Origin of the sequence: Paenibacillus sp. FSL W8-1187, assembly GCF_037965485.1 — a bacterium.
GTDB classification, from domain to species: Bacteria; Bacillota; Bacilli; order Paenibacillales; family Paenibacillaceae; genus Paenibacillus_O; species Paenibacillus_O pasadenensis.
Window position 1 is genome coordinate 4,014,134 of the sequence record NZ_CP150181.1, and the last position, 25,892, is coordinate 4,040,025.

12 protein-coding genes are annotated in these 25,892 nt (G+C 67.1%); all 12 read right to left on the reverse strand.

From position 1 onward, the window contains the following. Window positions 1-21: 21 nt before the first annotated feature. The 12 genes from NYE40_RS17380 to NYE40_RS17435 all read right to left on the reverse strand — a co-directional run bounded on the left by NYE40_RS17380 (window position 22) and on the right by NYE40_RS17435 (window position 25,877). Window positions 22-1,806: a dipeptide/oligopeptide/nickel ABC transporter permease/ATP-binding protein gene (locus tag NYE40_RS17380; protein ID WP_084137326.1), complete on the reverse strand. Its 1,785-nt coding sequence runs from the start codon at window positions 1,804-1,806 to the stop codon at window positions 22-24. Beyond that, complete coding sequence (locus NYE40_RS17385) at window positions 1,803-2,786, reverse strand: ABC transporter permease (protein WP_028599108.1); 984 nt, start codon at window positions 2,784-2,786, stop codon at window positions 1,803-1,805. The genes NYE40_RS17380 and NYE40_RS17385 overlap by 4 nt, the downstream gene beginning before the upstream one ends. Further along, the gene (locus NYE40_RS17390; RefSeq protein ID WP_339278731.1) at window positions 2,783-4,441 is read right to left on the reverse strand and encodes an ABC transporter substrate-binding protein; all 1,659 of its coding nucleotides are present in this window, start codon (window positions 4,439-4,441) and stop codon (window positions 2,783-2,785) included. The genes NYE40_RS17385 and NYE40_RS17390 overlap by 4 nt, the downstream gene beginning before the upstream one ends. A gap of 184 nt (window positions 4,442-4,625) precedes the next feature. Further along, window positions 4,626-5,552: a LysR family transcriptional regulator gene (locus tag NYE40_RS17395; RefSeq protein WP_084137328.1), complete on the reverse strand. Its 927-nt coding sequence runs from the start codon at window positions 5,550-5,552 to the stop codon at window positions 4,626-4,628. Window positions 5,553-5,721: 169 nt separating this feature from the next. Next, a complete protein-coding gene (locus NYE40_RS17400; RefSeq protein ID WP_028599110.1) occupies window positions 5,722-5,910 on the reverse strand; it encodes a YjfB family protein in 189 nt (62 codons plus the stop codon). A 100-nt stretch (window positions 5,911-6,010) separates the two neighbouring features. After that, window positions 6,011-6,286 carry a hypothetical protein gene (locus NYE40_RS17405; protein ID WP_101807972.1) on the reverse strand — a complete coding sequence of 92 codons (276 nt, stop codon included), beginning with the start codon at window positions 6,284-6,286 and terminating at the stop codon, window positions 6,011-6,013. Between the two features lie 101 nt (window positions 6,287-6,387). Further along, window positions 6,388-7,311: a glycosyl hydrolase gene (locus NYE40_RS17410; RefSeq protein WP_339278732.1), complete on the reverse strand. Its 924-nt coding sequence runs from the start codon at window positions 7,309-7,311 to the stop codon at window positions 6,388-6,390. A 280-nt stretch (window positions 7,312-7,591) separates the two neighbouring features. Beyond that, window positions 7,592-8,065 carry a heme-degrading domain-containing protein gene (locus tag NYE40_RS17415; RefSeq protein WP_339278733.1) on the reverse strand — a complete coding sequence of 158 codons (474 nt, stop codon included), beginning with the start codon at window positions 8,063-8,065 and terminating at the stop codon, window positions 7,592-7,594. Between the two features lie 228 nt (window positions 8,066-8,293). Further along, window positions 8,294-8,638: a YlbF family regulator gene (locus tag NYE40_RS17420; protein WP_153784042.1), complete on the reverse strand. Its 345-nt coding sequence runs from the start codon at window positions 8,636-8,638 to the stop codon at window positions 8,294-8,296. A gap of 63 nt (window positions 8,639-8,701) precedes the next feature. Continuing rightward, complete coding sequence (locus tag NYE40_RS17425; RefSeq protein ID WP_339278735.1) at window positions 8,702-9,388, reverse strand: serine protease; 687 nt, start codon at window positions 9,386-9,388, stop codon at window positions 8,702-8,704. 51 nt (window positions 9,389-9,439) lie between these two features. Then, a complete protein-coding gene (locus tag NYE40_RS17430) occupies window positions 9,440-18,172 on the reverse strand; it encodes a chitobiase/beta-hexosaminidase C-terminal domain-containing protein (RefSeq protein ID WP_339278736.1) in 8,733 nt (2,910 codons plus the stop codon). 82 nt (window positions 18,173-18,254) lie between these two features. Next, window positions 18,255-25,877, reverse strand: a complete 7,623-nt coding sequence (locus NYE40_RS17435) for an S-layer homology domain-containing protein (RefSeq protein WP_339278737.1) — start codon at window positions 25,875-25,877, stop codon at window positions 18,255-18,257. Window positions 25,878-25,892: the final 15 nt, after the last annotated feature.

Here is a 25,892-nt window from a genome sequence, read left to right on the forward strand (position 1 = left end):
CGTTCCTCTCCTTTGCTGGCGCTACCGTCCGGCAGCGGCATGCAGCGGCTCCGGCGATGGCGTCGGTTGCGCCGGTCGCGGCCGCTCCAGCGGCTGCTCCAGCCGGCCGATGGATGGAATCGCGTCCATCAGCTTTCTCGTATAGGGATGCGTCGAATGGCGGGACAGCTGCTCGGGATCGCCTTCGTCGACGACAGCCCCGCGCTCGAGAATGACGATGCGGTCGGCGATGCGCTTGACGACAGGCAGATCATGCGAGATGAAGATCATCGAGATGCCGAGCTGCTGCTGCAGCCGCTGCAGCAGCGCGACGATCTCCGCCTGCACCAGCACGTCCAGCCCCGTCGTCGGCTCATCGGCGATGACGAACGCCGGCTCGTTCACGAGCGCCATCGCGATGACGACGCGCTGCTTCATGCCTCCGCTCAGCTCATGCGGATACGCCTGCAGACAGCGCGATTCGATGCCGACCTGCTCCAGCAGCGTGCCGATCCGCTTCTCCATCTCCGCTCGGCTCAGCTTGCGGTGGCATGTAATCGCCTCCGTCAGCTGCTTGCGCACCGTCCAGACCGGATTCAGCGCGTTCATCGCCGCCTGCGGAACAAGCGCCATCCGATGTCCTCTTATCGCCCTCAGCTCGCGATCCGACAGCTCCGTCAGCTCCTCGCCGGCGAAGCGGATCGAGCCGGCGCTCTCGGCCGGATGCTTGAGCATCTGCATGATCGCCGCGGCGAGCGTCGTCTTGCCGCTGCCGGACTCGCCGACGATGCCGACGATCTCTCCGGGCTTGACGACAAGCTCGATTCCGCGGAGCGCGGCGACGCTTTCCTGCGCGTCCGGCTTCGGATACTCGACCGTCAAGCCGTCGATGCGGAGCGTCTCGCCCGCCTTCGCGGCGGACGCCGCCGTCCGGCTCGGCCGGCTGCGGAACCAGCCTCGGGCGCCCCGCTCCGCCGGCGCCGCATAGCTTTTGAGCCGAGGGCTGGCCTTTTCCTCCAGCCAGTAGCCGATGAACGAGCAGCCGAGCACCGTCCAGACGATGCACAGCCCGGGCGGCACGACCCACCAGATCCAGGCGTCGGTGAGGAACGCGCTGCGGGCGTTCGCATAGAAGAGGATGCTCCCCCAGCTCTTCGCCAGCGGATCTCCGAGTCCGAGAAAGCTGAGCGACGACTCCATCAGGATGGAAGCCGTCACCGCCTGGATGAATTGCGGAATCAGCAGCGGCAGCGTCATCGGCAGGATGTGCTTGCGGAGGATATAGCCGTCCCCGGCTCCCATCGCTCGGGCCGATTGGACCGGACCGCGCGTGCGGATCGAGAGAATCTGCGAGCGCAGCTCGCGGGCGACCTTCGCCCACATCAGGATCGCGATGACCAGAATCTGCGTGGACATGCTCGGCCCGAGAAAGACGCCGAGCAGAATCATGAGCGGCAGGAACGGCAGCGTCAGGCTGACGTCGACCGCCCTCATCAGGAGCGTATCGGTCCAGCCGCCCCGATAGCCGGCCAGCACGCCGACGAGCACGCCGATCGTCATGGACGCGGCAGCGCCTGCGAGGCCGATCGTCAGCGACACGCGGGCGCCGGCCGCCAGCTCCGCGAGGATGTCCTGGCCGATATCGTTCGTGCCGAGCAGATGCCCGTCGCCGGGAGCCGCGAGCGGAGCGCCGGTGCGCTCCATCGGATCATGCGGAATGAGCAGCGGGCCGAGCAGCGCGAACAGAATCATCGCGCCGAGCAGGAAGAGGCCGATCCGCCCCATCATGCCGGCTCTGCCCGTGCCGCCGAGCGTTCCGAGCTTCATCTCGTTCCCTCCCTAGGCCGTCTGCTGCGCACCCGCGGATCGACAAGCGGATAGGTCAGGTCAGCCAAAATGTTGCCCGCGATGACCGCGAGCGTGATGAGCAGGAAGACGCCCTGCATCATCGGGAAGTCGCGGGCGAGCACGCTCTCGTACAGCAGGCTCCCGATGCCGGGATACGAGAAGACCGTCTCGACGACGACCGCTCCGCCGACAAGCATGCTGAGGCTCATCGTCATATGCGTATACACCGGCAGCAGCGCGTTGCGGAGCGCGTGCCAGATCCGCCGGCGCTTCCCCGCCCCTTTCGCCTCGGCCATCATCATGTAGTCCTGCCCCAAGGAATCGAGCATCGCCGAACGCGTCAGCAGGAAATAGGAGCCGAGCGAGACGAGCGTGATCGTCGCCACCGGCAGCACCATCCGCTGCAGCACGGCGGCCGCGTACGACCAGCCGCCGGCGCTGAACAGCGGAGCCGCCCCGTAGGTCGGGAACCAGCCGAGCTGGACGCCGAAGACCGCGATCAGAATCATGCCCAGCCAAAAGCCGGGCATCGACTCCATCGTCAGGATGCCGCCGAGCAGCCATAGATCGCGCTTTCGGCCGCGGTTCCAGGCGGCGTAAGCTCCGAGCGCGACCGCGATCAGCGCGCTGAGGACCAAGGACGGCAGGACGATCCGCAGCGTCCACGGCAGGCGATCCGCCAGCACGTCGACGACAGGCTCGCCGAGCTTCGTCGAGTGGCCGAGGTCCAGCGTCAGCGCTCCTTTCAAAAAGCTCCCGTACTGCTCCAGCAGGGTGCCGTCCAGACCGGCCTCCTGCATCGCCTTGGCCCGCGCCTCCGGCGTCATCTCCTGCGCGAGCGCCTCGCCGATCGCGAAGCTCAGCGGGTCGCCCGGGGCAAGCTTCGGCAAGGCGAAGTTCAGCGTCAGCGCGACGAGGATGACGAGCGCGTATTGCAGAAGCTTGCCGGCGATCCTCACGCTTCGTTCGTCGCGTACTTCTTGCCGATCTCGCCCAGGAACGAATATTTGTGGATCATGCCGTAGCCCGGCGTCTCCACCCAATCGGCGAATTTATCCGGGTCGTACGCCCAGTTCTGCTCCGGATAATAGACGGCGAGGCTCGTCGGCTGCTTGTTGAACAGCTCCTGCATCTGGAAGGAGATCTGCTTGCGCCCTTCGATCGTCGTCTCCTGCTTCCATTGTCCGATCAGCGCGTCCATCGCCGGATAGGGAACGCCTTTTTTCCAGAGGTAGCCGGCATAATGCGACATGACGAACTGGTCCGGGTCGCCGACGCCATGAGGCCCGATCATGCCGATCATCATGTCGAACGTCCGCTCCGAGCTGATCGCGGTCAGCGCGGACGGATCCATCACCTCGACGGCGACGTCGATGCCGGCCGCCGCGAACTGCTCCTTCAGCAGCTCGGACGTGCGGATGTACGTCGGCTCTGCCGAGGATACCGCGAGCTTGATCTTCAGAGGCTGACCGGAGGCGTCCTCGCGGAAGCCGTCGCCGTCCGCATCCTTGTAGCCGATTCCGTCGAGAACGGCGCGCGCCTGCTCGGCGTCGAACGGCGTGCTCAGATCCGGGTTGGTCCACGGGGAATCCGGATGCGGGTATCCGGTCAAGCCGGCGCGGGCATGGCCCAGCAGGACCGTATCGGTAATCGTCTGGCGGTCGATCGCGAGCGACAAGGCGTTGCGGAACGATTCGTTGGCGAACGGCTCCTTGTCGTAGTTCAGCTTGATCTCGACGATGGCCAGCTCCGCCGTCCGCTTGACCTTCAGCTTGCCTCCGTCCTCGATGTTGCCGAGCAGCTCCGCCGGCACGCTTTTGGCCGCGACGTCGATCTCGCCGGCGCGAAGCGCGTTGAACATCGCCGTCTGGTCCTTGATGACCGGCATCGTAATCTTGCTTACCGTCGGCTGGCCGAGGAAGTACGCTTCGTTCGCTTCGAACTTGTAATACTGGTCCGGAACATATTCGACGAGCTTATACGGGCCTGTACCGACTGCCAGCTCGGTGAATTTGCGCGGATTGTCCACCTTCTCCCAGACATGCTTGGCCAAGATCGGCAGATCGGCGAACGTGACGCTTTTCAGCGACGGACAAGCGTATTCGCAGGTGAACTTGAGCGTCGAATCGTCGACCTTGTCGATCGTGCTGATTTTCGGCACCTCGCTCACATGGTGGGAGAACCGGTTCTGCGGGCCGTCGCGGTAGTATTCGAACGTGAACTTGACGTCGTCGGCCGTGAACGGGGTTCCGTCATGCCAGGTCACGCCGTCGCGGACCTTGAGCGTCCAGGTGAAGTCGTCGAGCTGCTCGGCGGATTCCGCCAGCAGCGGCTGCGGCTCGTCGACGAAGGGAGACGGGCCGTACAGCTTGTCGAACACGAGATCAAGCAAATAGTCGTCGCTGGTCGTGTATAGGTTGAGCGGACCCGAGTCGCTGGCCACGCCGATCTTGAGCTCCTTCACGCTTGCTGCCGTTGCGGCTTCGCCTGCGGACGGCGCCGCGGCGTCGTTCGTCGCGTTCTCGCTGCCGCCGTTGCTCGAGCATCCTGCGACGAGCAGGACCAGCGCTGCCGCGAAGCCGATCCATCGTTTATTTCCCCTTGTCCATTGCATGAACTTGACCTCCACCTTTATCTAGGATGAGAACTGGCTTAAGTATAATAACAGTGATAATGATTATCAATATCATCAAAAGGCGAAGCGTTCCATTTTTCCTTGACTGCAGGGCAATGGAACGCTCCTATTCTTTTTTTTGATGATTCGATTCTGTTTTTTTATGGCCGGCGGCCGGGATGGATCAGGAAAACGCGCTCCGCCCTGCAGGAGCCCCTTCGTCGAAATGCGGACGCAGCCGTTCGAAGAAGGCTTGCTCCTCGGCCGTGAACCGGGCGCCCTTGCGGACGAGCACGCCGTTCTGCCTGAGATAGCCGAAGAAGGGGAGCCGCTTCGCGGTCAGCTCCTCGGCCTCTAGCTCCTTGCGGATCGCTCGATACGGGAGGAAAGCGGCGCCAAGCCCGCTCTTGACCGCCTGCTTGATGACCTCGAAGTTGCTCATCTGCAAATACTGCACCCGCAGCCCGTGCCGATCCATCTCCTTCTGCAAGGAGCGGATCAAAAACGGGCTCCGCGGCAGGAGTACGGTCGCGCCTTGAAGATCTCTCGCATAAATGGTCTTGCGATTCATCAGGACATGCTCGGGAGGCAGCACCAGCATGAATTCGTCCTCGAACAGCGCATGCACGGCGAAGTCCGAGCGGATGAAGTCGTCGTCCGGGTAATAGGGCATGATCGCCCAGTCCGTCTTGCGGTCGACCAAGGCCTGTTTCAGAGCCTCGTAGCAGTACGCGTTGATTTCGAGCCGGTATGGGGGATCGGAGGCGTGGAGCGTCGGGAGGATCTCGTCGAAATAATAATTGGCGAAGTATTGGCTGACGTAGACGGAAACGATCGAGCTCTCCGTCTTCATGGAGCTCTCGATGGCGCTCCCGGCCTGCAGCATCGTCTGCTCGATCTGCTTGGCGTAGTCGAGGAAAATCTCGCCCTGCCTCGTCAGCTGCGCAGTCCTGCCCGTACGAATGAACAGCGGAGCCCCGAACTGCTCTTCCAGCTTCTGAATATGATGGCTGATCGTCGGCTGCGAGCAAAACAGCTTTTTGGCCGCTTCCGTGAACGAGCCGCATTCCGCCAAGACAAGGAAGGTTTCCAATCGTTCCATCATTTTCATTTGTACGGGTCACCTCGGATGTAGATCGCATACCTATTGATAAAGATTATCATTTTCAATTACAGCGGTCAAGATTTCAGCCGCTCGCTGCGGGCTGGAAATAGCTTGCAAAAAGAGCCCCGCCGCCAGCCGTTCCGGCCGGGGCGAGGCTCTTTTTGGATGATGCGGCCTACACCTTGATGTCCAGGGAGCCGCCGAGCGTCGGATGCGGCGCCTGGCGGATCATCTCCGCCAGCTGCTGCCCCTGCTGCTCGAACATGTCCTTGGAGATGTTCATGACGCCGGTGCCGACCGCAAGCGCCAGCGCATGCTGGGTCATCGCGGCCGAAGCGGCCAATCCTTGCGAGACGCTGCTCATGGGCCGTCAGCCTCCTTTCGTCCTCCTCAAGGGCGGACTATGGAACATATCGGCTCGAGAGCCCGTTTTCGACACCTCGGCAAGCTCGTCCCGCGCCGGATCAGCCGCCCCGCCGGGCCGAGCGCCGGCGGGCGGCGGCCTGCTCGCGGCTGTACGCCTGCTGCCGGCGGATCGCCGCGATCCGCCGCCGCTCCCGCTCGCGGTCGCTCGCCAGCGCCCGCAGGTTGGCCGCGATGACGAGCATCGCGAGCGCCGACCACATGATGCCGAACACGGTCGCAGCCGTCCAGGCGCCGCTCAGCTCGAGCCGCGGCAGCGCATAGACCAGCATGCCGAGCGCGGCGAGCAGATAGATGCCGTGCTTCCACTTTCTCATCGCCCTGTTCCTCCCCTTGGCTTGTCTCTTCCACTGTATGCGGGCGGATGGAAGAACATGCTCTTGCTTGAAGAGGGGCAGGGATCAGGGACTATGTGCTGCTATTCCGCCTTCAAATTCAGCTCGAACACCTCGTTCCGATCGCACACGAGCCGGCCATCGCGAACCTCCAGTCGGGCAGCCTGCACGGAGGAGCGGCGCTGCTCGTAGCCTGCCTTGCCTCCCGCCTCGGTCTGCGAGCGTCCCGGATGGGTGAAGTAGAAGATGTACGCCTCGTCGCCCGACACGACGACATCTGCATGATGGCCGAAGCCCGCGTCGTCGTCGCGGAGCCCGGATTCGTCCAGAATGAGGCCCTGCGGCTCCCAGCTCTCCAGATCGTCGGACCGGAAGACGCCCTGCCCCCGCCATTCGTCGACAATCATCCAATAGCTGCCTTTGAAGCGGAACACGTTCGGCCCTTCGTGTCCGCGATGGGCCAGCGCGGCACCGACCGGCTTCCACTCGTACAGGTCATCGCTGTCCGCCGCATAGGTGGCCGAGCCGTTCCCTTCGTCCTTATACCACATGCGAAATCCGCCGCCCGGCTTCTCGTGCACGCAGACGTCGATCACCCGGTCCGAGCTGAGCCGCAACGGACCTTGCAGCCTCCAGTCGAGCAGATCCGCGCTCGTATAATGCACGATCGTCCGCGGGCCAGACCAGTCCGTTCGGACGCCCTGAATATAGCTGACGTACATATGGTAGATGCCGTCATGCCACACGATCTCCGGGGCCCAGAACGTATTGCGGCCCCATTCGAAGTCCAGACCGGACAGCGTGCCCCGGTATACCCAGGTTCGGCCGCCATCCGCAGAGGAGGCGACGCCGAGGTCGCTGCCGTGAACCCATGCGACACCGGGCCCTTCCGCTGTCGCTCTCCGGCTCGTATACACGAGCCACCATTCTCCCGCCGCCCGGTTGTAGATGAGCGTCGGATCGGTCGCTCCGTCGTAGATCGGATCTCTGAACAATGGCGCTTGCATGGCGATCCCCCTTCCTTTCGTTGCGCGAACGGGTACAGGATGATCATCGGAATCGAGGCGATAACCATCGAGGCCAGCTCGATCGTCTGCATCGCGATCTTCCCATGCCCCTTGGCGAAATGACGTTCCAGAAGCTTTCGCCAATCGTGCTGCATCTCGTTCGTATAAAAAACACTCGTCATCGGCGCGATGACGAGTTTACGCTGTGACGGATATACAGGGAAGCAGCTGGCTGCATCGTCCGGCACGGTTTTCGGCGCTTCTCATGAATAGGCTGGTCTTACACCTTTAAATACTCCTGCAGGACCTCCACGATGTACCTATGGTCGTCTTCCTCCGCCATGTTCGAAACCGTAATGGTACCGACAACGCCCACGTTCTTTATCATAACGGGAAATCCGCCTCCGCAAGGAATGAATTCCATGGAGTCTACACGAAAAGCCTCTTCCGGCGTCTTCCCTGATTCTCTGAGACGATATACGAAATAGAGAGAGCTATGGAAGAAGCGATTGACAATCCTGTTTTTGGCTGCAATAAAAACTTCATTGTCCATACAGGTATCTTCGTGTGCAAAATGAAATAGAGTCTGCCCATATCTCTGGATATTGACAACGATGCATTTGCCATCCTTTTCTGCCTTGTTTTTTAGCATCAGCCCAATTTCAAAAGCCATCTCATTCGTAAACTGGTCAAATTGCAGCAGCTTTTCCTGCTTCAAAATTTCCTGGCAAAGCTTTGCATAATCCAATTCCATTTTCATCCACCTCTCGCCAAATCTGTGGCCAACTCTGCAAGTTCAGAAGTTCATGATAAACGCTAAACTTAAGTTTAGGTCAAGAGGTTCGGTTCGATGCCGATCCGGTGCACTGGAAAGCCGCCGTTGTCCCGTTAGAGGCTCGAGTCTCCTCCCGGCATGAAAAAAGCGGCCCGCTCCCCCCGGGCAGGGAGATGGGCCGCCAAGCTTCCGGTTCCGGTCATTGGACTACTCGGAAGAGAGAAGCAGGGACTGCAAGGAATTGCCGATGATGCGGTTGACGTCCTCGACGACGACAGAGAGGCGCTTTTCCGCCTCGAAATACTTCTGCACGAGCGGATTGAGGCTCAGCACCTCGTACAGGCGGCTCATGCCCTCCAGCTCGTCGGCCGACGGCTCCTCGCCGCTCATCATGCGCTGCTGGAGATCGACCTGCTTCTTTTGAAAATCGAACAGCATCCGGCGGGCGTCGGGATCGGCGTCGGCGGCCGCGCGCGCGGCGCGCATCGTCTTCGCCTCGTGGCTGTCTTCCAGAGCTTTGGCCAATTCGTAAGCTTTGTCGTATACGTTCATGGCTTCATCTCCTTCGATATGGCTGAGCCCATCATACCACCCGTCCGCCCCGCCAAGCAAAAATCAGTCCGCCGTCCGCAAGCCGTCCGGCAGCAAAGCGTTCAGATCGGCCATGCCGACCGCCAGATGGATGCCGGCCATCGTGCGCAGCGAGCCGGATATGATCCCGGCCAGCCGCCCTTGCTCGTCGAGCAGCGGACCGCCCGACATGCCGCTCGCGATGGCGGCGTCGATCAGCACGCGGCTGCGGCCGCTCACGACCGCGTCCGGGCTGCTGACGATGCCCTGCGTCACGATCGGCGTCTGCTTGAGCGGATAGCCGATCGCATAGACTGCGTCGCCATGCTCCAGCTTCTCCGCGCGCCGGGCGACGAACGGATAGCCGCCTCCGCTTTTCGGAGCAGGCAGCTCCAGTACGGCCGCATCGGTCCGCTCGTCGTAGCGGACGACCTTCACCGGCGAGACGGTCTTGCCGTCCGCGAGCACCGCCTCCAGCTTCGCCGCGCCCTTCACGACATGATAGGCGGTCGCGGCATCGCCCCTCGCGGAAAGCATCACGCCGGTGCCTGTCGCGCCGACGGTGCCGTCGGCTCCGAGCGCCCTCAGGTAAAACACGGCGCTCGAGGCGAGCCGGTAGCTGTCATCGGCCGCCAGCGGCGCCTGCCGCTCCGCCTGCGTCGTGCCTGCCGCATACGGCCCTGCCGCCAGCACGGCGGCTAGAGCCAGGACGGCGATCCATCCTTTTTTCATCGCTTAACTTCCTTTCCTGGATCGGAAATCATGCCTGGCCGGACGGCCGGCTCAGTCGCGGGCTGCGGCCATGATGTCGGCGTACGCCCAGTGGCTCGGCGGCACGTCGCCATAATGCGGCCCGGCGTCCGCGCGCTTGGCCGTGCCGGCCATGCGGTTCAGCAGCGAGATCGCCTGCGTGCGGGTGAGCGGGCTGTTCGGACGGAAGCTGCCGTCCGGGAAGCCCTGGATATAACCCGCATCGGTCAGGGCGGCGATGAAGCTCGACGCCCAGTGCTTGCGCGCATCCTTCTGCTTCGGCACGGCATCGCCGTCGACGCTGATCTGGAGCGCCCGCGCGGCGATGACAGCGAACTCCGCCCGCGTCAGGCCGCGGTCGCCGCCGAACGTGCCGTCCGGATAGCCGCCGACGATGCCGGCGGATGCGAAGAAGGCGACGAGCTGGTCGCTGCGTCCCGACTTGTCCGGGAAGGCGTTGTACAGCTCGCCCTCCTCGCGGTCAAGCAGCGGCGCAAGCGCTTCGATCAGCTCGTAGCGGCTCATCGCCGCGTCCGGCTTGAACATGCCGTCGGCATAGCCGGAAGCGTAGCGCACGGTCGAGGCATCCTTGCGCAGGCTGTACTGCGCGGCGCCGACGTCGAACTTGTACGTCAGGATGCGCTTGTCGCCTTCGACGAGCGCTTTCACCGTCACGGAGCGGTTCAGCACCAGCTCGCCGGTGAAGCGCAGGCTGGACTCCGTCGGGTCGCTGCCGTCGGTCGTATAGCGGATCCACTTGCCCTCCGGCGCGGTCAGCCGCAGGATGCTGCCGCGCGGCGCGCGCACGGCGGCGGGCTGCTCGTCGCCGATCGCCGGCTTGCCGATGTTCGATTCGACGGCAGGCTTAGGCTCAGGCGTCGGAGACGGGCTCGGCGCCGGGAAGAAGAACCCTCCTCCGCCCGACGGCGATGAAGGCGGCTGCAGCTTCCACTCGCCGCTCAGCGCCGGGCTGTGCTCCTTGCCGAGCACGACTGCGATCGCCTTCAGCGTCGTCGTCGCCTTGAGCAGGATCGGCGACGAGTAGACGGCCGATTGCTCGCTCGGCTCGCTGCCGTCAAGCGTGTAATGGATGACGGCTCCCGGCTCGGCGGACAGGACGATCTCGACCTTCTCCTTGAACTCCCGATCGCCCGAGACGACTTGCGGAGCGGCTGCGGCCTGCGGCCAGCGCAGCTCCGGCGCGTTCAGGACAATCGTACGGGCGAAGCCGCCCAGCGAGGCTTGGAGCTCGGCGACGCCGTCGGCCAGCAGCCGGCCGGAGCCGGAATGGAGCTGAACGAGCGACGGATCGGCGCTCCAGAGGAGGCCGTCCGCCCGGCTGAGGCCGAAGCCTGCCGTCAGGCGGTTGATCGTGTCGCCGGCCGCCGGCATGACGGCCGCGGCCGCCAGGCGGGCGAGCGGGCTGTCGGACGGCGCCGGATAGAAGCCGGCCGCTGCGCGCCAGACGCCGCCGGACAGGCCGGACGGAAGCGTGCCGCTCGTCAGAGCCGCGCCGTCAAGGCCGCCCTCCGTGCGGATGATGCCTGCGGCGTCGTAATAAGCGACGCCGCGCTTGACCAGCTGCCGATGGAACGACGCTCCGGCAATCTTGCCGCCGTCCGCCAGCTGCCCGGCGAGGCCGCCGAAGAAGCTGCGTCCCGGCACGAGCGCGCCCTGGATCGAAGCGACCGCTTCGCCGCCCGCGACGGAGCGCTCGACGGCGCCTGCGCTGCGGCCGGCGAGGCCGCCCGCCCAAGCGAGCGCCGTGCCGTCCGCCGTCGCCCTTCCGGACGCCAGCGTGTCGGAGATGCGGCCGTCGTTGCGTCCGGCCGCGCCGCCCGCGGCGGCTTCCGCGCCTTTGGACGACGCATCGGCCGCGCTGTACGAGCGCTCGATGACGCCGTCCTGGCGGTTGATGCCGGCGATGCCGCCGGCGCTGGCTTCGCTGCGCGCGAGGCCGGCGGCGCCGGACTCGGCGATGAGGCCGGCATTGTCGCCGACGATGAGGCCGGCGCTCAGGCGGCCGCTGGCCGAGCCTTCGGCCGTCGCGCCGCGAATGTCGCCGCCGTCCGCGTTGATGCCGGCGACGAGGCCCGCGTCGGCGCCGCTCGCCGAGCCCTCGGCCGTGACGTCGCGGAGCATGCCGCCCGATTCGTTGACGCCGGCGATGAGGCCCGCGCCAGCGCCGCCGCTAGCTTTGCCCTCGGCCGTGACGCCGCGGATGTCGCCGCCGTCCGCGTTGATCGCGGCGACGAGGCCGGCATGACGGCCGGCCTGCACGCTCGCGCCGACGAGCTGCAGGTCGGCGATGCGGCCGCGGTTGACGAGCGCGAGCGCCGCGTCGCCGCTGCCGCCGTCGGCGCGCAGGCCGATCAGCCGATGGCCGTCGCCGGCCAGCTCGCCGTCAAAGGCTTGCAGCGGCGTCCAGCCGAACGCGGACAGGTCGATGTCCGCCGTCAGCCGCAGCTTGTCGCCGGAGCCGAGCGGCGAAGCCGTGGCCGCGCGGTCGAACAGCTTGAAGTAGGCGGCGCCGGTGTCGTTGCTCAGCCGAACGTAGCCGTCCAGCTGCGCGCGGCTGCCGATCGCAATCTCGCCGTCTGCGGACAGGAGCAGGACGGACGGATCGTACGTCGCCGCCCAGCTGCCCGCCGGACGCGGATCGCGCGCCGGCACGGCCTCGGCCGAAGCCGCCGCCCCAGCGTTGCGTCCTACCGCCGCGCCGCTGCCGCTGTAGGCGGACAAGGCGATGCGGCCGTCGCGGAAGTTGTAGCCGACGAGCGCGCCTTTATGCGTGTCCGTGCCCTTGGCGCTGACGGCCAGCTCGATCGCGGACGCGTACGCCTGCTCGATCTTGCCGTCGTTGTAGCCGGCGAAGCCGCCCGTATACGAGCGGGTCGTGCCGGCGAGGCCGGTCGTGGCGACGCGCTCCTGCAGCGCATGGGAGCGAAGCACGCTGCCGCTGCGCTCGACGGCGGCCGCGAAGCCGCCGGTACGCGTGTCCTGGCCGGTGTTGCTGACCGAGCCGGACGCATAGCTGTCCTCGACGGCGAAGCGGTTGATGGAGCCGGCGAAGCCGCCCGCGTAGGAGCCGCGCTTGCCGGCAGCCGTCACCGCGCCGTCCGCATAGGCGTAGCGGATCGAGCCGCTGCCCGCGCCGTTTTCGCCGAGCTGTCCGGCGAAGCCGCCCGCATACAGCGTCGTGTCGATGTTGCCGTCAGCTACGTCGACTGGGATCGACGCGGAGCTGCGGGCGACGACGAGACGGTCGCCCTGGCCGAGCGCGCCGCCGACAAACGTCGCCGGGAGATTTTCCCCGATCGTCAGCGCCGTGCCGACCGCGATCCGCGATCCGCCGGCAGCGACGGCCCGGCTGTAGTGGATCTCGCCGTCCAGCGCGCGGCCGACAAGGCCGCCGACGCGGTAGACGCCGCTGCCGGAGGCGTCGATGCCGCCGAACGCATCGGCATGGACGAGGATGCCGCTGCTGAAGCCGGCGATGCCGCCCGCGTCGAGCTCGCCCGCCGAGCCGGCGGCGATATGCGCGCGGCTCTGCGAGTCATAGATCGAGGCGCCGCGCAGCGCTCCGACGAGGCCGCCCGCATGCAGCGCGGATTCGCCGCCTGCGGCCGCCAGGTGCAGCTGGCCTTCGTACTCCGCCTGATACAGGCCGCGGTACAGCGGATAGAGGCCGCCGAAGCGCAGTCCTGCATCGCGGTCCGATGCGCTCAGCTCGCCGGCGATGCCGCCAGCCGCCAGCGCGCCGGCGGAGCCGGCGTCGAGCGCGGCGGCGATCGGTCCGGACGCCTCGGCGTCCTGGATCGTCGTCTCCGCCGCGCGGCCGACGATGCCTCCGGCATAAACGGCCTCTCCGCGCGCGTCCAGCGACGCGAAGCTGGCCTTGACGCCGCCAAGCGCTGTCTGGTCCGCGCGGCCGATCAGTCCGCCGACCGCCGCCTCGTCCGAGCCGGCCGGAGCTTTTACGGCCAGTCCTTGGACCGAAGCGTCACGCACGTCCCAGGCCACGATGCCGCGGCCCGTCTTTTCGCCGATCAAGCCGCCGGCAGAGCCGCCGCCCGTTACGCCGAGCGCGGACGGAGCCGCCTCGACCTTCAGGCCGCTGAGGCCGTTGCCGGCTGCCGAGCGGCCGATCAGGCCGCCCGCCGCCGCGTCGTCCGCACCGGCGCTCACGGAGACCGCCTCGCCGAACGAGACGGACAGCTCCGAGGCGTCGCCGTCCGCGTAGGAGCCGAACAGGCCGCCCGCCGCGGAATCAATGCCGGAGGCTTCGACGGCGAGCCGCGTCAGCTCCAGCTTCAGCGCCGAGGAAGTCCCGCTCTGGCGTCCCGCCAGGCCACCCGCCGCCGCCTCGTCGCCGCTTGCCGCGATGACGCTGGCCGCTTCGCCCGACGTCGTCAGGCTCCAGCTGCCGGCCGCGATCGCGGAGACGTTCTCGCCGGCGATGCCGCCGGCCGCTCCGCCCGCCGCCGCGCTCTCGACGCGGCCGCCGGCGAGCTCGGCCCGCAGGCTGTCCGCCGCGCCTTCGCTGCGGCCGACGATGCCGCCGGCGACGCCGCCGGAGACAGACGCTCCCGCAGGCAGCTTCAGCGCGATGTCGGCGATGCGGCCGTAGTTGAGGCCGACCAGCGCTCCGGCATACGAGGAGCCGCGCGCTTCCTTCGGCTCCAGCGCGAGGCCGCTCGCCGAGCCGTCCGCGCCGATGACGCCGAACAAGCCTCCGAACGGAACCTCGCCGCTGACGGCATAGCCGTCGATCAGATGGCCGCCGCCGAGCAGCTCGCCCTGGAACGCCAGCGCCTCGCTGACGCCGATCGGGCTCCACTGGGCGGACTGCACATGGATCGGACCTTTGATCTCGATCGTGCGGCCGGCGAAGCTGAACGGCTCGACGCCGACAAGCGTGCCGTTGACGATGGCCGCCAGACCTGCCAGCTCGGCCTCCGTGCCGATCTGGAACGTCGTCGCGTCCTTGTCGCGCAAGTACCAGTTGAGGTTGGCGTTGACGTTGCCGCCCGTGCCCTCTTCCCCGCCGCCGCTGCTGGCCGCGCGGTTTACTTCCGGATATTGGTACTGGGCGCCAAGCGAGCCGTATTTCCAGGCGCCGGCAAAATCCCAGCCCGACAGCGCCGGAAACTCCGAGCGGTCCGACAGCGTCGACGACAGGATCGTGCTCAGGCGGCCGAGCACGCTCAGCCAGCGGTACTCGCCGTCGGCGAAGTCAGGCAGATCCTTGTTCAGGTTGAGCTTTTCGTCCTTGATGTAATAGCTCTTGTACAGCAGCTCCTTGCTCGCGTTGTCGTAGCGGCCGGCGAAGCCGCCCGCCAGCGCCGTCCCGCTCGCCGACACCTCGGCGGCGGAATAGCTCGACGAGATGCGGCCGGAGACGATCCGGCCGGCGAAGCCGCCGGCATACGAGCCGCTGCCCGAAGCCGTCACGCTCTTGGCGCTGTAGGCGTTTTTGACCGAGCCGCCCGCAAGCTCGCCGAGCAGGCCGCCGGCCTGCGCATAGGCGCCGGAAGCCGTCACCTTGGAGGCGGCGTACGACTGCTCGACCGTGCCGGAGCTGCGGCCGGCGAGGCCGCCGAGGAACACCGGCTGGCCGGACGTGCCGTAGGCTTTGCTCGTCAGATCCAGGTCCGTATAGGAGGCGAGGATGCGGCCGGCGTTGTCGCCGACGAGCCCGCCGGCCAGCGTTCCCTGGCCCTCGATCGTCAGATTGGCGTTCGTGTACGTGTAGTAGAGACTGCCCGCCGCCGCGTTGCGGCCGACGAAGCCGCCAACGACGGCGTTCGCGCCTTTGGAGGAAACCGGAATCTTGTCCGTCACGCTGACATTGGCGATCAGGCTGGCGTTCTCGCCGACGAGGCCGCCGACCGTCATGCCCGGCGCGAGCGCCTGCACGCTGCCGGATACGCGGCTGTTGACGATGACGCCGCTCGAGCTGGCCGGAGCGGCTGCCGGGTCGCTCGCGCGCGCCTCCAGCCGTGCCGCCATGCCGCCGACGAAGCTGCCGCTTGCGGAGGCGTTGGCCTTCAGCTGCATGCCGCCGAACACCGTATCGACGATCGCAGCACCCTCGCCGCCTTTCAGCGTGCCCGCCAGTCCGCCCGCCGCCGTATCCGGACCGCTCAGCAGCAAGCTCGCGCCGCTGCCGACGAGGCCGCGCAGCGTCGTCTCGACGCTGCTGCCGACCAGGCCGCCGGCCTTCGCCTGCGAAGCGTCCGCCGATGCGGTCAAGAGCAGGTTCTGCATATTCACGCGCTGCAGGTCGCCCTCGATCCGGCTGCTGTCCGCGCGGCCGGCCAAGCCGCCGGCCTCGATGCCGGGCGCGCTCAGCGTGAGCGCGACGTAGTTCGGCGCTTCCGCGAGCGCCGCCGGACGGATGAGATCGGCATGGACGGCGTAGCCGGCGATGCCGCCGATGCGCGCTCCCGCCGCCGTCGCCGCTGCCGTCGGCGACTCGCCGCCTTCAAGCTTCGAGTCGGTCAGCGAGGCGCGGCTGTCCGCCGTGCCTTCCAGCCGGCCGACGAGTCCGCCCGCTTCCGCGCCGGAGCCTCCGGCCGCAAGCGCGACGCTGCGCGCCGCGGCGCCGAGGATCGAGCCGCGGCTGAGGCCGGCCGCCCCGCCGAGCCGCGCGTCCGCGCCGGTCGAGCGGATCGTGACCGCCTCGGCCGCGCCGCCGCTCAGGCTGCCGGCGTTCTCGCCGGCGATGCCGCCGATGCGGGCGCGGGCGCCGGAAGAGTCAACCTCGAAGCCGGATACGAGCAGGCTCGCCTGAGCGGAGCCGTCAAGCCGGCCGATGCCGCCGCCAAGCGCGGCTTCGTCGGCCGGCGCCTCCAGCGTGACCGCGCGGACCTCCAGCGGCTGCGCCGAGGTGCCGAGCACGGCCGCGCCGTCGATCCGGCCCGCCGCGCCGCCGAACGCGACTCCCGTCATGCCCGCGGGCAGAGCGGCGGATACCCGGTCGACCCGGCTGCCGCTTACCGTCAGCTCGCCGATGCCGCGGCCGATCAGGCCGCCGGCAGCGAAGTCGTCGCGTCCGCCCGCCGGCGAAGCAATCGCCGTCTCGAAGCGAAGGCTCGCCGAATCGGACGCAGACGGATCGCCGGCGCGAGCGCCTGCAATCGTGCCGGAGGCGGCGCCGGCGATGCCGCCGGCCGCGCTGCCGGAGCGCTGCGCCCGCAGCGTCAGCCAGGAAGCCGACGAAGCGGAGATCGTGCCGTCGGAATGGCCGGCGATGCCGCCCAGCTCGCCTTCGGCGACGATCGCGAGCGGCTGTGCCGCCGTGCCGCCGGCAGCGGAGCTGCTGATCTCGGCTCCCGCCGCCAGATAGCCGGCGATGCCGCCGGCATAAACGGCGCTGTCGCCGGACGTGTCGGCCGTCAGGCCGCTTTTGAACGACGCATGGCGGATCAGGCCGCCGCCGTTGTAGCCGACGATGCCGCCGGCGTATACGGCGCCCGTGCCTTGCGCCTCGACGGCGGCCGCCGAGACATACGCCGCAGGGTCATCGTCGGTCAGGCTGACGCCTTGCGCCGCATAGCCGAACAGGCCGCCGACATAAACGTCCTTGCCTTCGGCGGTGATCGGAATCGCCTGCTCGAAGCCTTTGGACCAGGTCAGCGCAGGGCCGACGAAGCCGGCGATCGTACCGGAGTAGACGCGTTCGCCGCCGGCATGATGGACCGCGGCCGTCTGGCGCAGCGCGACGGAGGCGTCCGGCAGGACGCCGCCGATCGAGCCCGCCACGCCGCCGGCGTAGCTCTCTTCCGCATCCGGCGACGTCACGCTGACTTCGCCGCTGTTCGCCGTATCGGCCGAGAACGTCACCGGCGAGCCGTAATGCCCGGCGAGGCCGCCCGCATGCGCGAGCCGGCCGCCCGACACCGTCACGGCGCCGCCGTTGCGGATCGGAGTGCTCTCGCCCTGCATGTCGAGCGCCCCGGCCGTCAGGCCGGTCAGGCCGCCGGCGTACAGCTCGCTCGCGGCTCCGCCGCTCGCGGAGACCGCCCCGTCATTGGCCGCCTTTTTCAGCGTCAGGCCGCCCTCGGACACATGCCCGACCAGACCGCCGGCATAGGTGGAGCCCGCCACGGTGACGGACGCCTCGTTGAGCGCATTGGACACCTGCCCAGATCCCGAGCCGACGATGCCGCCCGCATAGGCGACGCCGGAGCCGCTCTCGGCCTCGATCGCAAGCTCGTTCTCGATATCATAGACGATGCTGTAGCCGGTCATCTTGCCCACGGCCGAGCCTGCGTAGACGTTGCCCGCCACGGTGACGTCGATCTCGCCGTCCGCCTCGAAGCGGAAGCCTCCGACCGTGCCGCCGTCCATGTTGCCGACCAGTCCCTGATAAGGAATGGCGGCCGGAACGCGCATGCCGGAAATGCCGAACATCGCTCCGTCCTTGGCGATCAGCGTGCCCTTGAACGGATGGGATTCCGTGCCGATCGGCAGCCAGTCGTACGCCGACAGGTCGAGGCTCCGGTCGACCTCCAGAATTTTGCCCTTCAGGCCGTCCACGCCGTTCTCGCCGTTGACGAGCTTGGCGATGCCCGCCAGCTTGGCCGGCGTGTCGATCTTGAACGTCGTGTAGGTCGCGTCGAACCAGCTCGTATCCGCGGAGCCGTCCCAGGTCTGGGCTCCGGCTCCGGCCAGCATGGCCGTGCCGCCGGCGGCCCCGGCGAGGATGACGGCGCCGAGCGCCGCCATCTTCCAGGTCCGATATCTTTTCCTTGCCTTCATGTCCTGCCCCCCACTTAGATCCGTTCTTAGCAGACAACCCGCATCACGCCTGAAGCATGATGCGGGCTCGCCTGCCGGCCGGTTATGAATTCATCCAGTCACTCGCCCGGACCGCGATCGCAGCCGCCTGGCTGCGGGTCAGCGGATCGCCCGGACGGATGCTGCCGTCGATGCCTTGAATGAGCCCCGCCTTGACGGCGGCCGCAACCGGGCCGCGCGCCCAGTCCGGGATCGCCTTGACGTCGGCGAAGGCGCCCAGCACGCGCGCGATCTCCGCTTCCTCAAGCTGCGCTCCCGGCTGCGCGATCGCCATCAGCCTGCCGGCCATGGCCATCGCCTCGAGCCGCGTCAGCGCCGCGTTCGGATCGTAGCGCTCCGCGCTCTTGCCGCTCGCCAGACCGAGGCCGACTGCGATGCCGACCGTGCGGGCGTACCAGCTGTCCGCTGGCACGTCGCCGAAGCGGACCGCCGCGGCCGGCTCGTTCATATAGCCTGCCGCGCGCAGCAGAATCGTCGGATACTCGGCCCTCGTCACCTTGGCGTTCGGCGCGAACTTGTCCGCGGATTGGCCGAGGACGAGCATCCGGGCCGAAGCCTGGCGGATGCTGTCCGCCGCCCAGAACAGCGGCGCGACGTCCGTGAACGTCCGCGTGCTCGCCGCGAAGTACACGCTGCCCGAGCCGGTCAGCCGCACGAGGGCGGCCGCGCCTCCCGCCGCCGGCTTCCACGGCAGCGGCGTCCAGCTGCCGTCCGCCGCGCGGAGCAGCACCGCCGTCACGTCCTTCGTCCGGACTCCCTCCGGCAGCGGCAGCGTCGCGCTTGGCGCCGGCTTCCAGCCTGCCGGCTCGAGGCCGAGCTGCAGCTTGGAGCCTGCGCCGCCTCCGAGCAGCTGGAAGCCTTGAGCCGCGGCCGCCGCATCCAGCAGCGTCCGCTCTCCGCTGTCGTTCAAGCCGAACGCCAGCACGAGATCGTCCTTGCCGCCGCGCAGCTGCGGCGCTCCGAGCGCGAGGCTCGCCATCGGCAGCTCGATGCGCAGCGTCTTGCCCGCCGCGGCGAGCTTGTCCGCGAGCGCCCGCTCCACCGTGACGCGGTAGCCTTCGGCTCCCGCCTCGGCCGAGCGGAGCGTCAGATCCGCCGCGACGCCGCCCTCCAGGACGGAGCCGTCCAGACGGATCAGCGCCGTCTTGCCTTCCCAGGCGGCTTCGATCGCCGCGCCGTTCACGCTCGCCTGCGGCTTGTCGCCCGCAGGCGCTCCGCCGCCTCCGCCGAAGCCGAAGCCGCCCGGCATCATCATCCAGATGCTCGCCGGCAGCAGCTTCGCCGCCATCGCCAGCTTGCCGCTGGACAGGCGCTTCGCCACGACGACGGTGTCGCCGTATTTCGCCGCGACGATGCCGTCCGCCGGCAGCAGGCTCCAGGACGACAGGTCCTCCTGGAAGGCCGGCAGCTTCGCTCCCGCGCTATAGACGCGGTAAGCGAGCTGCTGCCCCGTCATGTCTCCGGCATCGGTCATGACGACGCGCGTCTTGTCCGTCGCGCCGAGCACCGCTTCTGCCTCGGCTCCGATCGTGCCGAGCGAGGTCGGCTGCGGCAGCTTCGCCTCGGCGACCGCCATCGCTTGCAGCGTCATGCCGTCCGACACGCGGTACTCCGCCGTAATCAGGCTCGCGCCGGCGCCAAGCGCCGTCAGCGTGCCGTCCTCGGCGAGCAGCGCCGAGTCGCCGTCGACCGTCAAGGTCAGGCGCTCGCGCTCGGTCTCGGTCAGCGCGACTTCCTTATAGCGCGTCTTGCCGCTGCCGTCCTTGCCGTCCGCCACCTGGAGCACGGCCTGCAGCTTCACGCTGTCGCCCGGACGGAGCGTCGGGATCGGCTTCAGCACGATCGCGCTCGGGGCGCGGTAGCCGTCGTTCGTGACGTCCACGACGGCCGAGTTCTCATTGCCCGCCGCGTCGCGGGCGACGAACTTCAGCTCGGCCGACGCGCCGGCGTCCTCCGGCAGCAGCACCTCGCCGCCGAAGCGGCCGTCCTCCTCGACCTCGACCGGCTGTCCGGCGACCGTCAGCACGTCGCCCGGCGTCGTCGATCCGGCGACGCGCACCCGGCCGGCCTGCGTCCGCGCTCCCGTCGCCGGCTCGTCGATGTACAGCACCGGCGCGATCGTATCGACCGTCAGGTACAGCATCGTGACCGAGACGTCGCCCGTCGCCGTGTTGCGGGACCGCAGCTCGACGGCGAACGTGCCGTCCGTCGCGAAGCGGGTCAGCTTGAGCGAGCCGCGGCTGATGCCGCCCTCGCTGCGCATGTCCGCCTTGCCGAGGTATTCCTCCCCGACATAAGCCTCCACCTCGACGTTCGGCTGCGCCGAATGCAGCGAGATCGTCTGCTCGGTGCCGCTCGTCAGGTAGGTCCAGAAGGTTTTGCCCGGCTCGCTCGTCCTGACCGGACCGCCGCCGAGCGTCAGCTGCGGCTTCTGCACGAGCGGCAGCAGCGTCGCCGCCGTGTCGGCCCGATCCGCGTAATGCGGGTTGCGGTTCTTGTCGTCCGCTTCCGTCGGCACCGCCGAGGCGCTGACGCCGATGACGTACATGCTGCCGGTCTCGAGTCCGGCATGAGACACCTTCGGCGCCTCCTTGCCCTCCTCGCCGACCAGCTGCGTGCCGCCAAGTCCGGACGTATCGATCTGATCCGAAGCCGACACGGCCGCCCAGCCGCCGATCGGAATGCCCTCGTACTTGCCGCTCGCAGCGTTCCAGTACGGCTGCAGCTCCTCTTCGGTCATGAGCACGTCGCCGAACGGCTCGTACGCGATCCCGTTCTGGAAAGCCTCGACGACATAGCTGCGCTCATAAGCCTGCTGGCCGCTCTTGACCGCGCCGGGCTTGAACGACAGATGGAAATAGCCGTTGCCTGCCGGCTTCACCGCTACGTCGCTGACCTTGCCCGGAGCCATCGGATCCTTCAGCTCGAAGCGCTGCGCCGACGTCTTCGTGGCGAAGGCGTTTTCCGACTTGAGCTCCGCCCGCACATAATAGCTGCCTTGGCGCAGCAGGCCGCGGATGTCCTCCGTGCCGCCCGCCAGCTCGATGCGCCGGACGTCGATGCTCGCCCGTCCCGCCGCTGCCGGCAAGTCCTTGGCGATCAGCATGCCCGCGTCGCCGGCCTTGCGCACGACGTCGCCGCTTGCCAGCGTCTCGGTCGCGTCCGTTACGGCGTCCTTCGCCAAATACAGGCTCACCGTATCGCCCGGCTTGGCATTATCGACCTTCCACGTCGCGGCGAACTTGTTCTCGTCCGCCGGATCCGCCGTCAGCCCGACCTCGCTCAGCTGCGGCGCCGTCGGCACGTTCAGCAGCTTCGTCTCGACCGGCGCCTGCGCGGTCAGCGTCCATGTGCCGCCTGCGGCCGCCTTGGCCGCCGGGATGATGACGTACGCCTTGCGCGAGTCGACGTCCGTCCCTGTGTTCTTCGCAGACACGACTTGCGTGAAGGCGTTGGCCGTCTTGTCGGTGTTCGTGTTGTCGAACTTGATCGGGTACGGCTTGCCGCTGCCGTCCTTCAGCGTGAAGGCCGGCAACTCCTTGCTGTCGTACTCCACCTCGATGATCGCGTTGCCGCTGACGCCGCCGAGCGGAATCTCATGCACGCGTCCGCCGTTCTTGACCGTAATGCCGCCGAGGCCGAGCGTCATGTCGCCGTTGTCGACGATCTTCATGCCGTTTCCGATCTCGCGGTACTCGATCGCCTGCGTCTCCTGCTCCGCCGCGACGCGGGAGTCGGCCAGCGCCTGCACGCCCGAGCCGATGACGAGCAGCCGCGGTCCGCGCTCCGGATCCTCGATGACCAGATGCGCGAGGCCCTCCGGCAGCTGGTCGGTCGACGTGCCGAACTCGACGCCTCCGCCCCAGTAGTAGGTGATGCCGAGGCTGATGAACAGGATGCCGACGCTGCCCCACAGCTTGTCGTTGTTGACGCCGAGGAACACGCTCGCCAGCGGCATGCCGCCGACGACCGGCACCGAGCCCGGAATCTGCACCTTGGAGCCGATGTAGCCCTCGAAGTCGGTGCGGTTCTTCTCCAGGTTCTGGCCGACAAAGATGCCGGCCTTGCCGACGATGATGTCCCAGCCGCCGATGTCGACCTCGGCCTGGACGCGCACGAACCACGGCGTCACCCACTGGGCTTCCAGCAGCGCCATCGTGATCATCTCGATGCGGTCGTCCTTTTCCGCGTTGGCGTCGGGGGAATAATCCATCACGCCCTCGATCTTGATGCCCGTCCGCTTGAGCGTCAGGTCGATGTCGCCGAAGAAGTACGCCGGCGCCATGCCGAAGCGCACGCCGACGCCCGCCTGGATCGTCAGCGGGAACGGATCCTCCGCCGTGCCGCCGGCGATCGTGTCGGCCAGCTCGCGCACCGCGCCGCGGATCGCGGTCAGGTACGTCGCGCCGGTGATGAGGATGCCGGGGCTCTTGAGCTGCGTGCCGAAGGCGATCACATCCGGCAGGATGCGCCCGTCGTCGACCTGCTTGAGCGAGAACTCGATCGCGACCTCGGTCATGTTCTTGAGCTGCGCCTCGAATTCAAGGCCGTACGTGTTGTTGATGCCGTCCACCTTCTGGACGTAGTGGGTGACGCCGATGCTGCCGCTCGGCTTTTTCGGACCTTCCTCGCCCGACTTCTTGTCCTCCTTCGGCCCGAACAGGCCGAGGCTTTCGTTGAGGTCGAAGCCGAGCTTGGCGTCGATGCCGACGAAGCCCTTGTCGTTGAAGATGACGTTGTTGATCTCCGCGTTCACGATCTTCAGCGAGATCGAGCCGCCGAACGAGATGCCGCCCTCGCGCAGGATGAAGTCGTTCAGCGACAGCCCGAAGCCGTCGATCGAGAAGCTCGGAGCGCTGAACAGCGAGTGCTTGTTGAAGTACACGTTCTCCAGCATGATCTGGCGAAGCGGATTGAGCCGGTCGCCGACGCCGCCGACGGCCCATTTGAGGCTGCCGTTCTGGCTGTCGTCCTCCGGGTTCGTCGCCGACTGCTTGTTGGCGTCCTGGCTATCTTCCTCCTCGTCCTCCTCCTCGTCCTCGCCGCTGCCGGCGCGCGGGATGCCGTAGCCGTCCCCGCCGAGCGTCTTGTCGAAGCCGTTGAAGAAGTCGAGCGTCCATTCGCCCTTGTGGAAAATGAAGCCGCTGCTGGCCACGCTCAGCGTGCCGTCGCCCTTGACGAACAGCGTGTCGAGCAGCGGCAGTCCCTCCGGCTGCTTGATGCCGAGGATGTCGAGCTTGCCGCGCACGAGCACGAGATCCTTGCCGCTGTAGGCGACCGCGCCGTTGATGATCGCCGGCTCGGTCTTCGTATCGACGATGATCTGCTGGTCGTCGCCGCTGCCGACCTGCTTGACCATGCCGCGCACGACGACGAGCGTCTCGCGCTCGATCTCATCCTCCTCGGCCTGCTCCTCGAACGCCTCCAGATCCTCTTCGCTCTCGAAGATCTGATAGTTGTAAAGCGGCGTCTCCGAGAGGGCGGCCTCGTCGGCGAACTCGCTCAGCTCGAATTCCGGATCGACCGCCTTGCTGGCCGCGCCGATCAGGGCGCGCGTCTTCTTGTACTGCGTCGCGGCCTCGTACAGGAAGCTGCCTTCCTCGAAAGGCTCGCCCGGGAACAGGCTGTTCAGCTGCTCCAGCCGCTCCTCGCCGACCGTCGCGCCGTTGTCGATGCCGCTCAGATCGACGACTTCCTTGTACAGCGCCAGGATGCCGGCCTCGCGGATGCGCGACTCGTCGTTGTCGGTGACGAGGATCGTCTGGCCCGACGCGATGTCGTACATCGAGGCGAGGTCCGGATCGTCGCCGGCCGTCCCCTTGTAGTCGATGACGATCTCGTACTCGCCGAGCGGCAGCTCGGGACCGAGTCCTTCCTCGATCACGCTGCCCGCCTCGTCGACCTTGTCGCCGCCGCGGTAGGTGATGCGCATGTCGCCGGTCAGGCCGTCGTCAGTCGGCTGCAGCAGCACCGAATCGGCGACCGGCACCCGGTAGCGCTCGCGGGTCGACTTCTCGACCAGGAACAGGTCGAAGTTCGGCTCCGTGCCGCCCCCGCCGGTCGTGTACGCCTCGATGTTGGACAGGTTGACCGTCATGTACTTGACGTCCGTGCGGTACAGCTCCTTGGGCGAGACGCCGTACACGTACGTCGGCGTCGCCTGGCCGACCGGCGGCAGCAGGATGAAGTTCGTCTTGACGGACTCGTACTGCGCCTGGATGCTCTCGTCGGCGATGCCCTCGATCTTGCTGCGCGTCTCCGGGCTGCGCGCCGTCAGCATGTATTGGCGGGTCGTCGGCCACGGCCGGCCTTTGGCCATCACCTTGAACGTCGCCGTCACCGTATCGCCGGGCTTGTACTTCGGCTGGATGCCGAGCTTAGCCTCCTCCGGCGTCGCCTCCTTGCGGTATTCGACGCGCTTGCTGCTCACGGTGTCGACGAGCGGCTTGCCGGAGCCGTCGCGCTTGATGTTCCCCTGCTCGTCGAGCTGCACGAAGCTCAGTCCGCTCTCGAGCGTCATCTCCAGCTCCAGGCGCGAATGCTCCATGTTGAACGACGGCAGGTTCTCGACCTCGGCGATGATGTCGAACACGCCTTCGTCGCGATAGCCGCTCGCGTCCGGCAGCGTGGCGAGCTGCTGAATCGGATCGACGTAGCGGATGGAGAACACTTTGTCCGGCGCGACGATCTCGCCGAGGCCGTAGATCGTCTCGAAGCTCTGCATGCGTCCCGGATCGATCGCATCCGGGTTCCAGTAGAACGCCACGGCGGAATCCGCGCTGCCGTAGTCGTTCGTGTCGCGAGTGAAGTCGAGGTTCGGATGGACCTCATAGTCCCACTTCGTGTTCGCCAGACCGTTCCAATGTCCGACGACCATCTCGTCGACGATGTTGATGTTCTGCTCGGCGACGTTGTTGAAGCCGTAGGCGACGACGTTCGTCGCCTGCGGATTCTCGAGGTCGAGCTTGTCGCGCATGACCCAGTAGGCGGGCAGCTTGTGCAGCGGCGCGTCTTCCGGAGGAATGCCGATCTTCTCCGGCTCATGCGTCAGCCGGCGCTCGACGAGCAGCGGCGCCTTGGACGCCGTGCCGACCTGGAACGCCGGGCCGTCGTTGCCGCCGACCATCGTATCGAGCAGGATCCGGCTGCCGACCTCCACCTTGGCGCCGCTGCCGTTCGTCACCTCGTAGCGGATGTTCACGTTGCCCGAGTTGATCTTGTCCTTGCCGTCCGTATAGAGCAGCAGGATCTGCTTGATCGACACGCCCTTCATCGACCAGACCATCTCCAGCTGCTTCGTGCCGTTCGGCTTCTCGACGAGCGTCGGCTCCGTCGTCCGCGACTGCTCGCTGCCGAACTTGTATTTGTTGCCGAAAATATAGTCCGTGCCGTCGATGCGGAACGTCGTGAACGACGTCTCCGGATCGTCTCCGCGGAACAGCAGGCTCACGTTCTGGTCCTGCTTGCGGATCGGCTGTCCCTCGATCGTGCGGATGCCGTACCGTCCCGTCTCGTTGTCGACCGTCACCTTGATATAGTCGTTCTGAATCGTCGTCGTCCGGCTCTTGCCCAGCTCGGCGGCCACCGCGTGGCCGCTCTCGAACAGGGCGGGAAATACGAGCACGAATGCCAGCAGCGACGACAGTCCGCGTTTAAGCAGCTTCACCGAACATCCCCCAGT

Excerpts from the sequence above, each read along its gene's own strand:
- NYE40_RS17410 (WP_339278732.1), bottom strand. The coding sequence starts at position 7,311 with ATGCAAGCGCCATTGTTCAGAGATCCGATCTACGACGGAGCGACCGAT.
- NYE40_RS17415 (WP_339278733.1), bottom strand. The coding sequence starts at position 8,065 with ATGGAATTGGATTATGCAAAGCTTTGCCAGGAAATTTTGAAGCAGGAA.
- NYE40_RS17390 (WP_339278731.1), bottom strand. The coding sequence starts at position 4,441 with ATGCAATGGACAAGGGGAAATAAACGATGGATCGGCTTCGCGGCAGCG.
- NYE40_RS17400 (WP_028599110.1), bottom strand. The coding sequence starts at position 5,910 with ATGAGCAGCGTCTCGCAAGGATTGGCCGCTTCGGCCGCGATGACCCAG.
- NYE40_RS17425 (WP_339278735.1), bottom strand. The coding sequence starts at position 9,388 with ATGAAAAAAGGATGGATCGCCGTCCTGGCTCTAGCCGCCGTGCTGGCG.
- NYE40_RS17405 (WP_101807972.1), bottom strand. The coding sequence starts at position 6,286 with ATGAGAAAGTGGAAGCACGGCATCTATCTGCTCGCCGCGCTCGGCATG.
- NYE40_RS17395 (WP_084137328.1), bottom strand. The coding sequence starts at position 5,552 with ATGAAAATGATGGAACGATTGGAAACCTTCCTTGTCTTGGCGGAATGC.
- NYE40_RS17430 (WP_339278736.1), bottom strand. The coding sequence starts at position 18,172 with ATGAAGGCAAGGAAAAGATATCGGACCTGGAAGATGGCGGCGCTCGGC.
- NYE40_RS17380 (WP_084137326.1), bottom strand. The coding sequence starts at position 1,806 with ATGAAGCTCGGAACGCTCGGCGGCACGGGCAGAGCCGGCATGATGGGG.
- NYE40_RS17420 (WP_153784042.1), bottom strand. The coding sequence starts at position 8,638 with ATGAACGTATACGACAAAGCTTACGAATTGGCCAAAGCTCTGGAAGAC.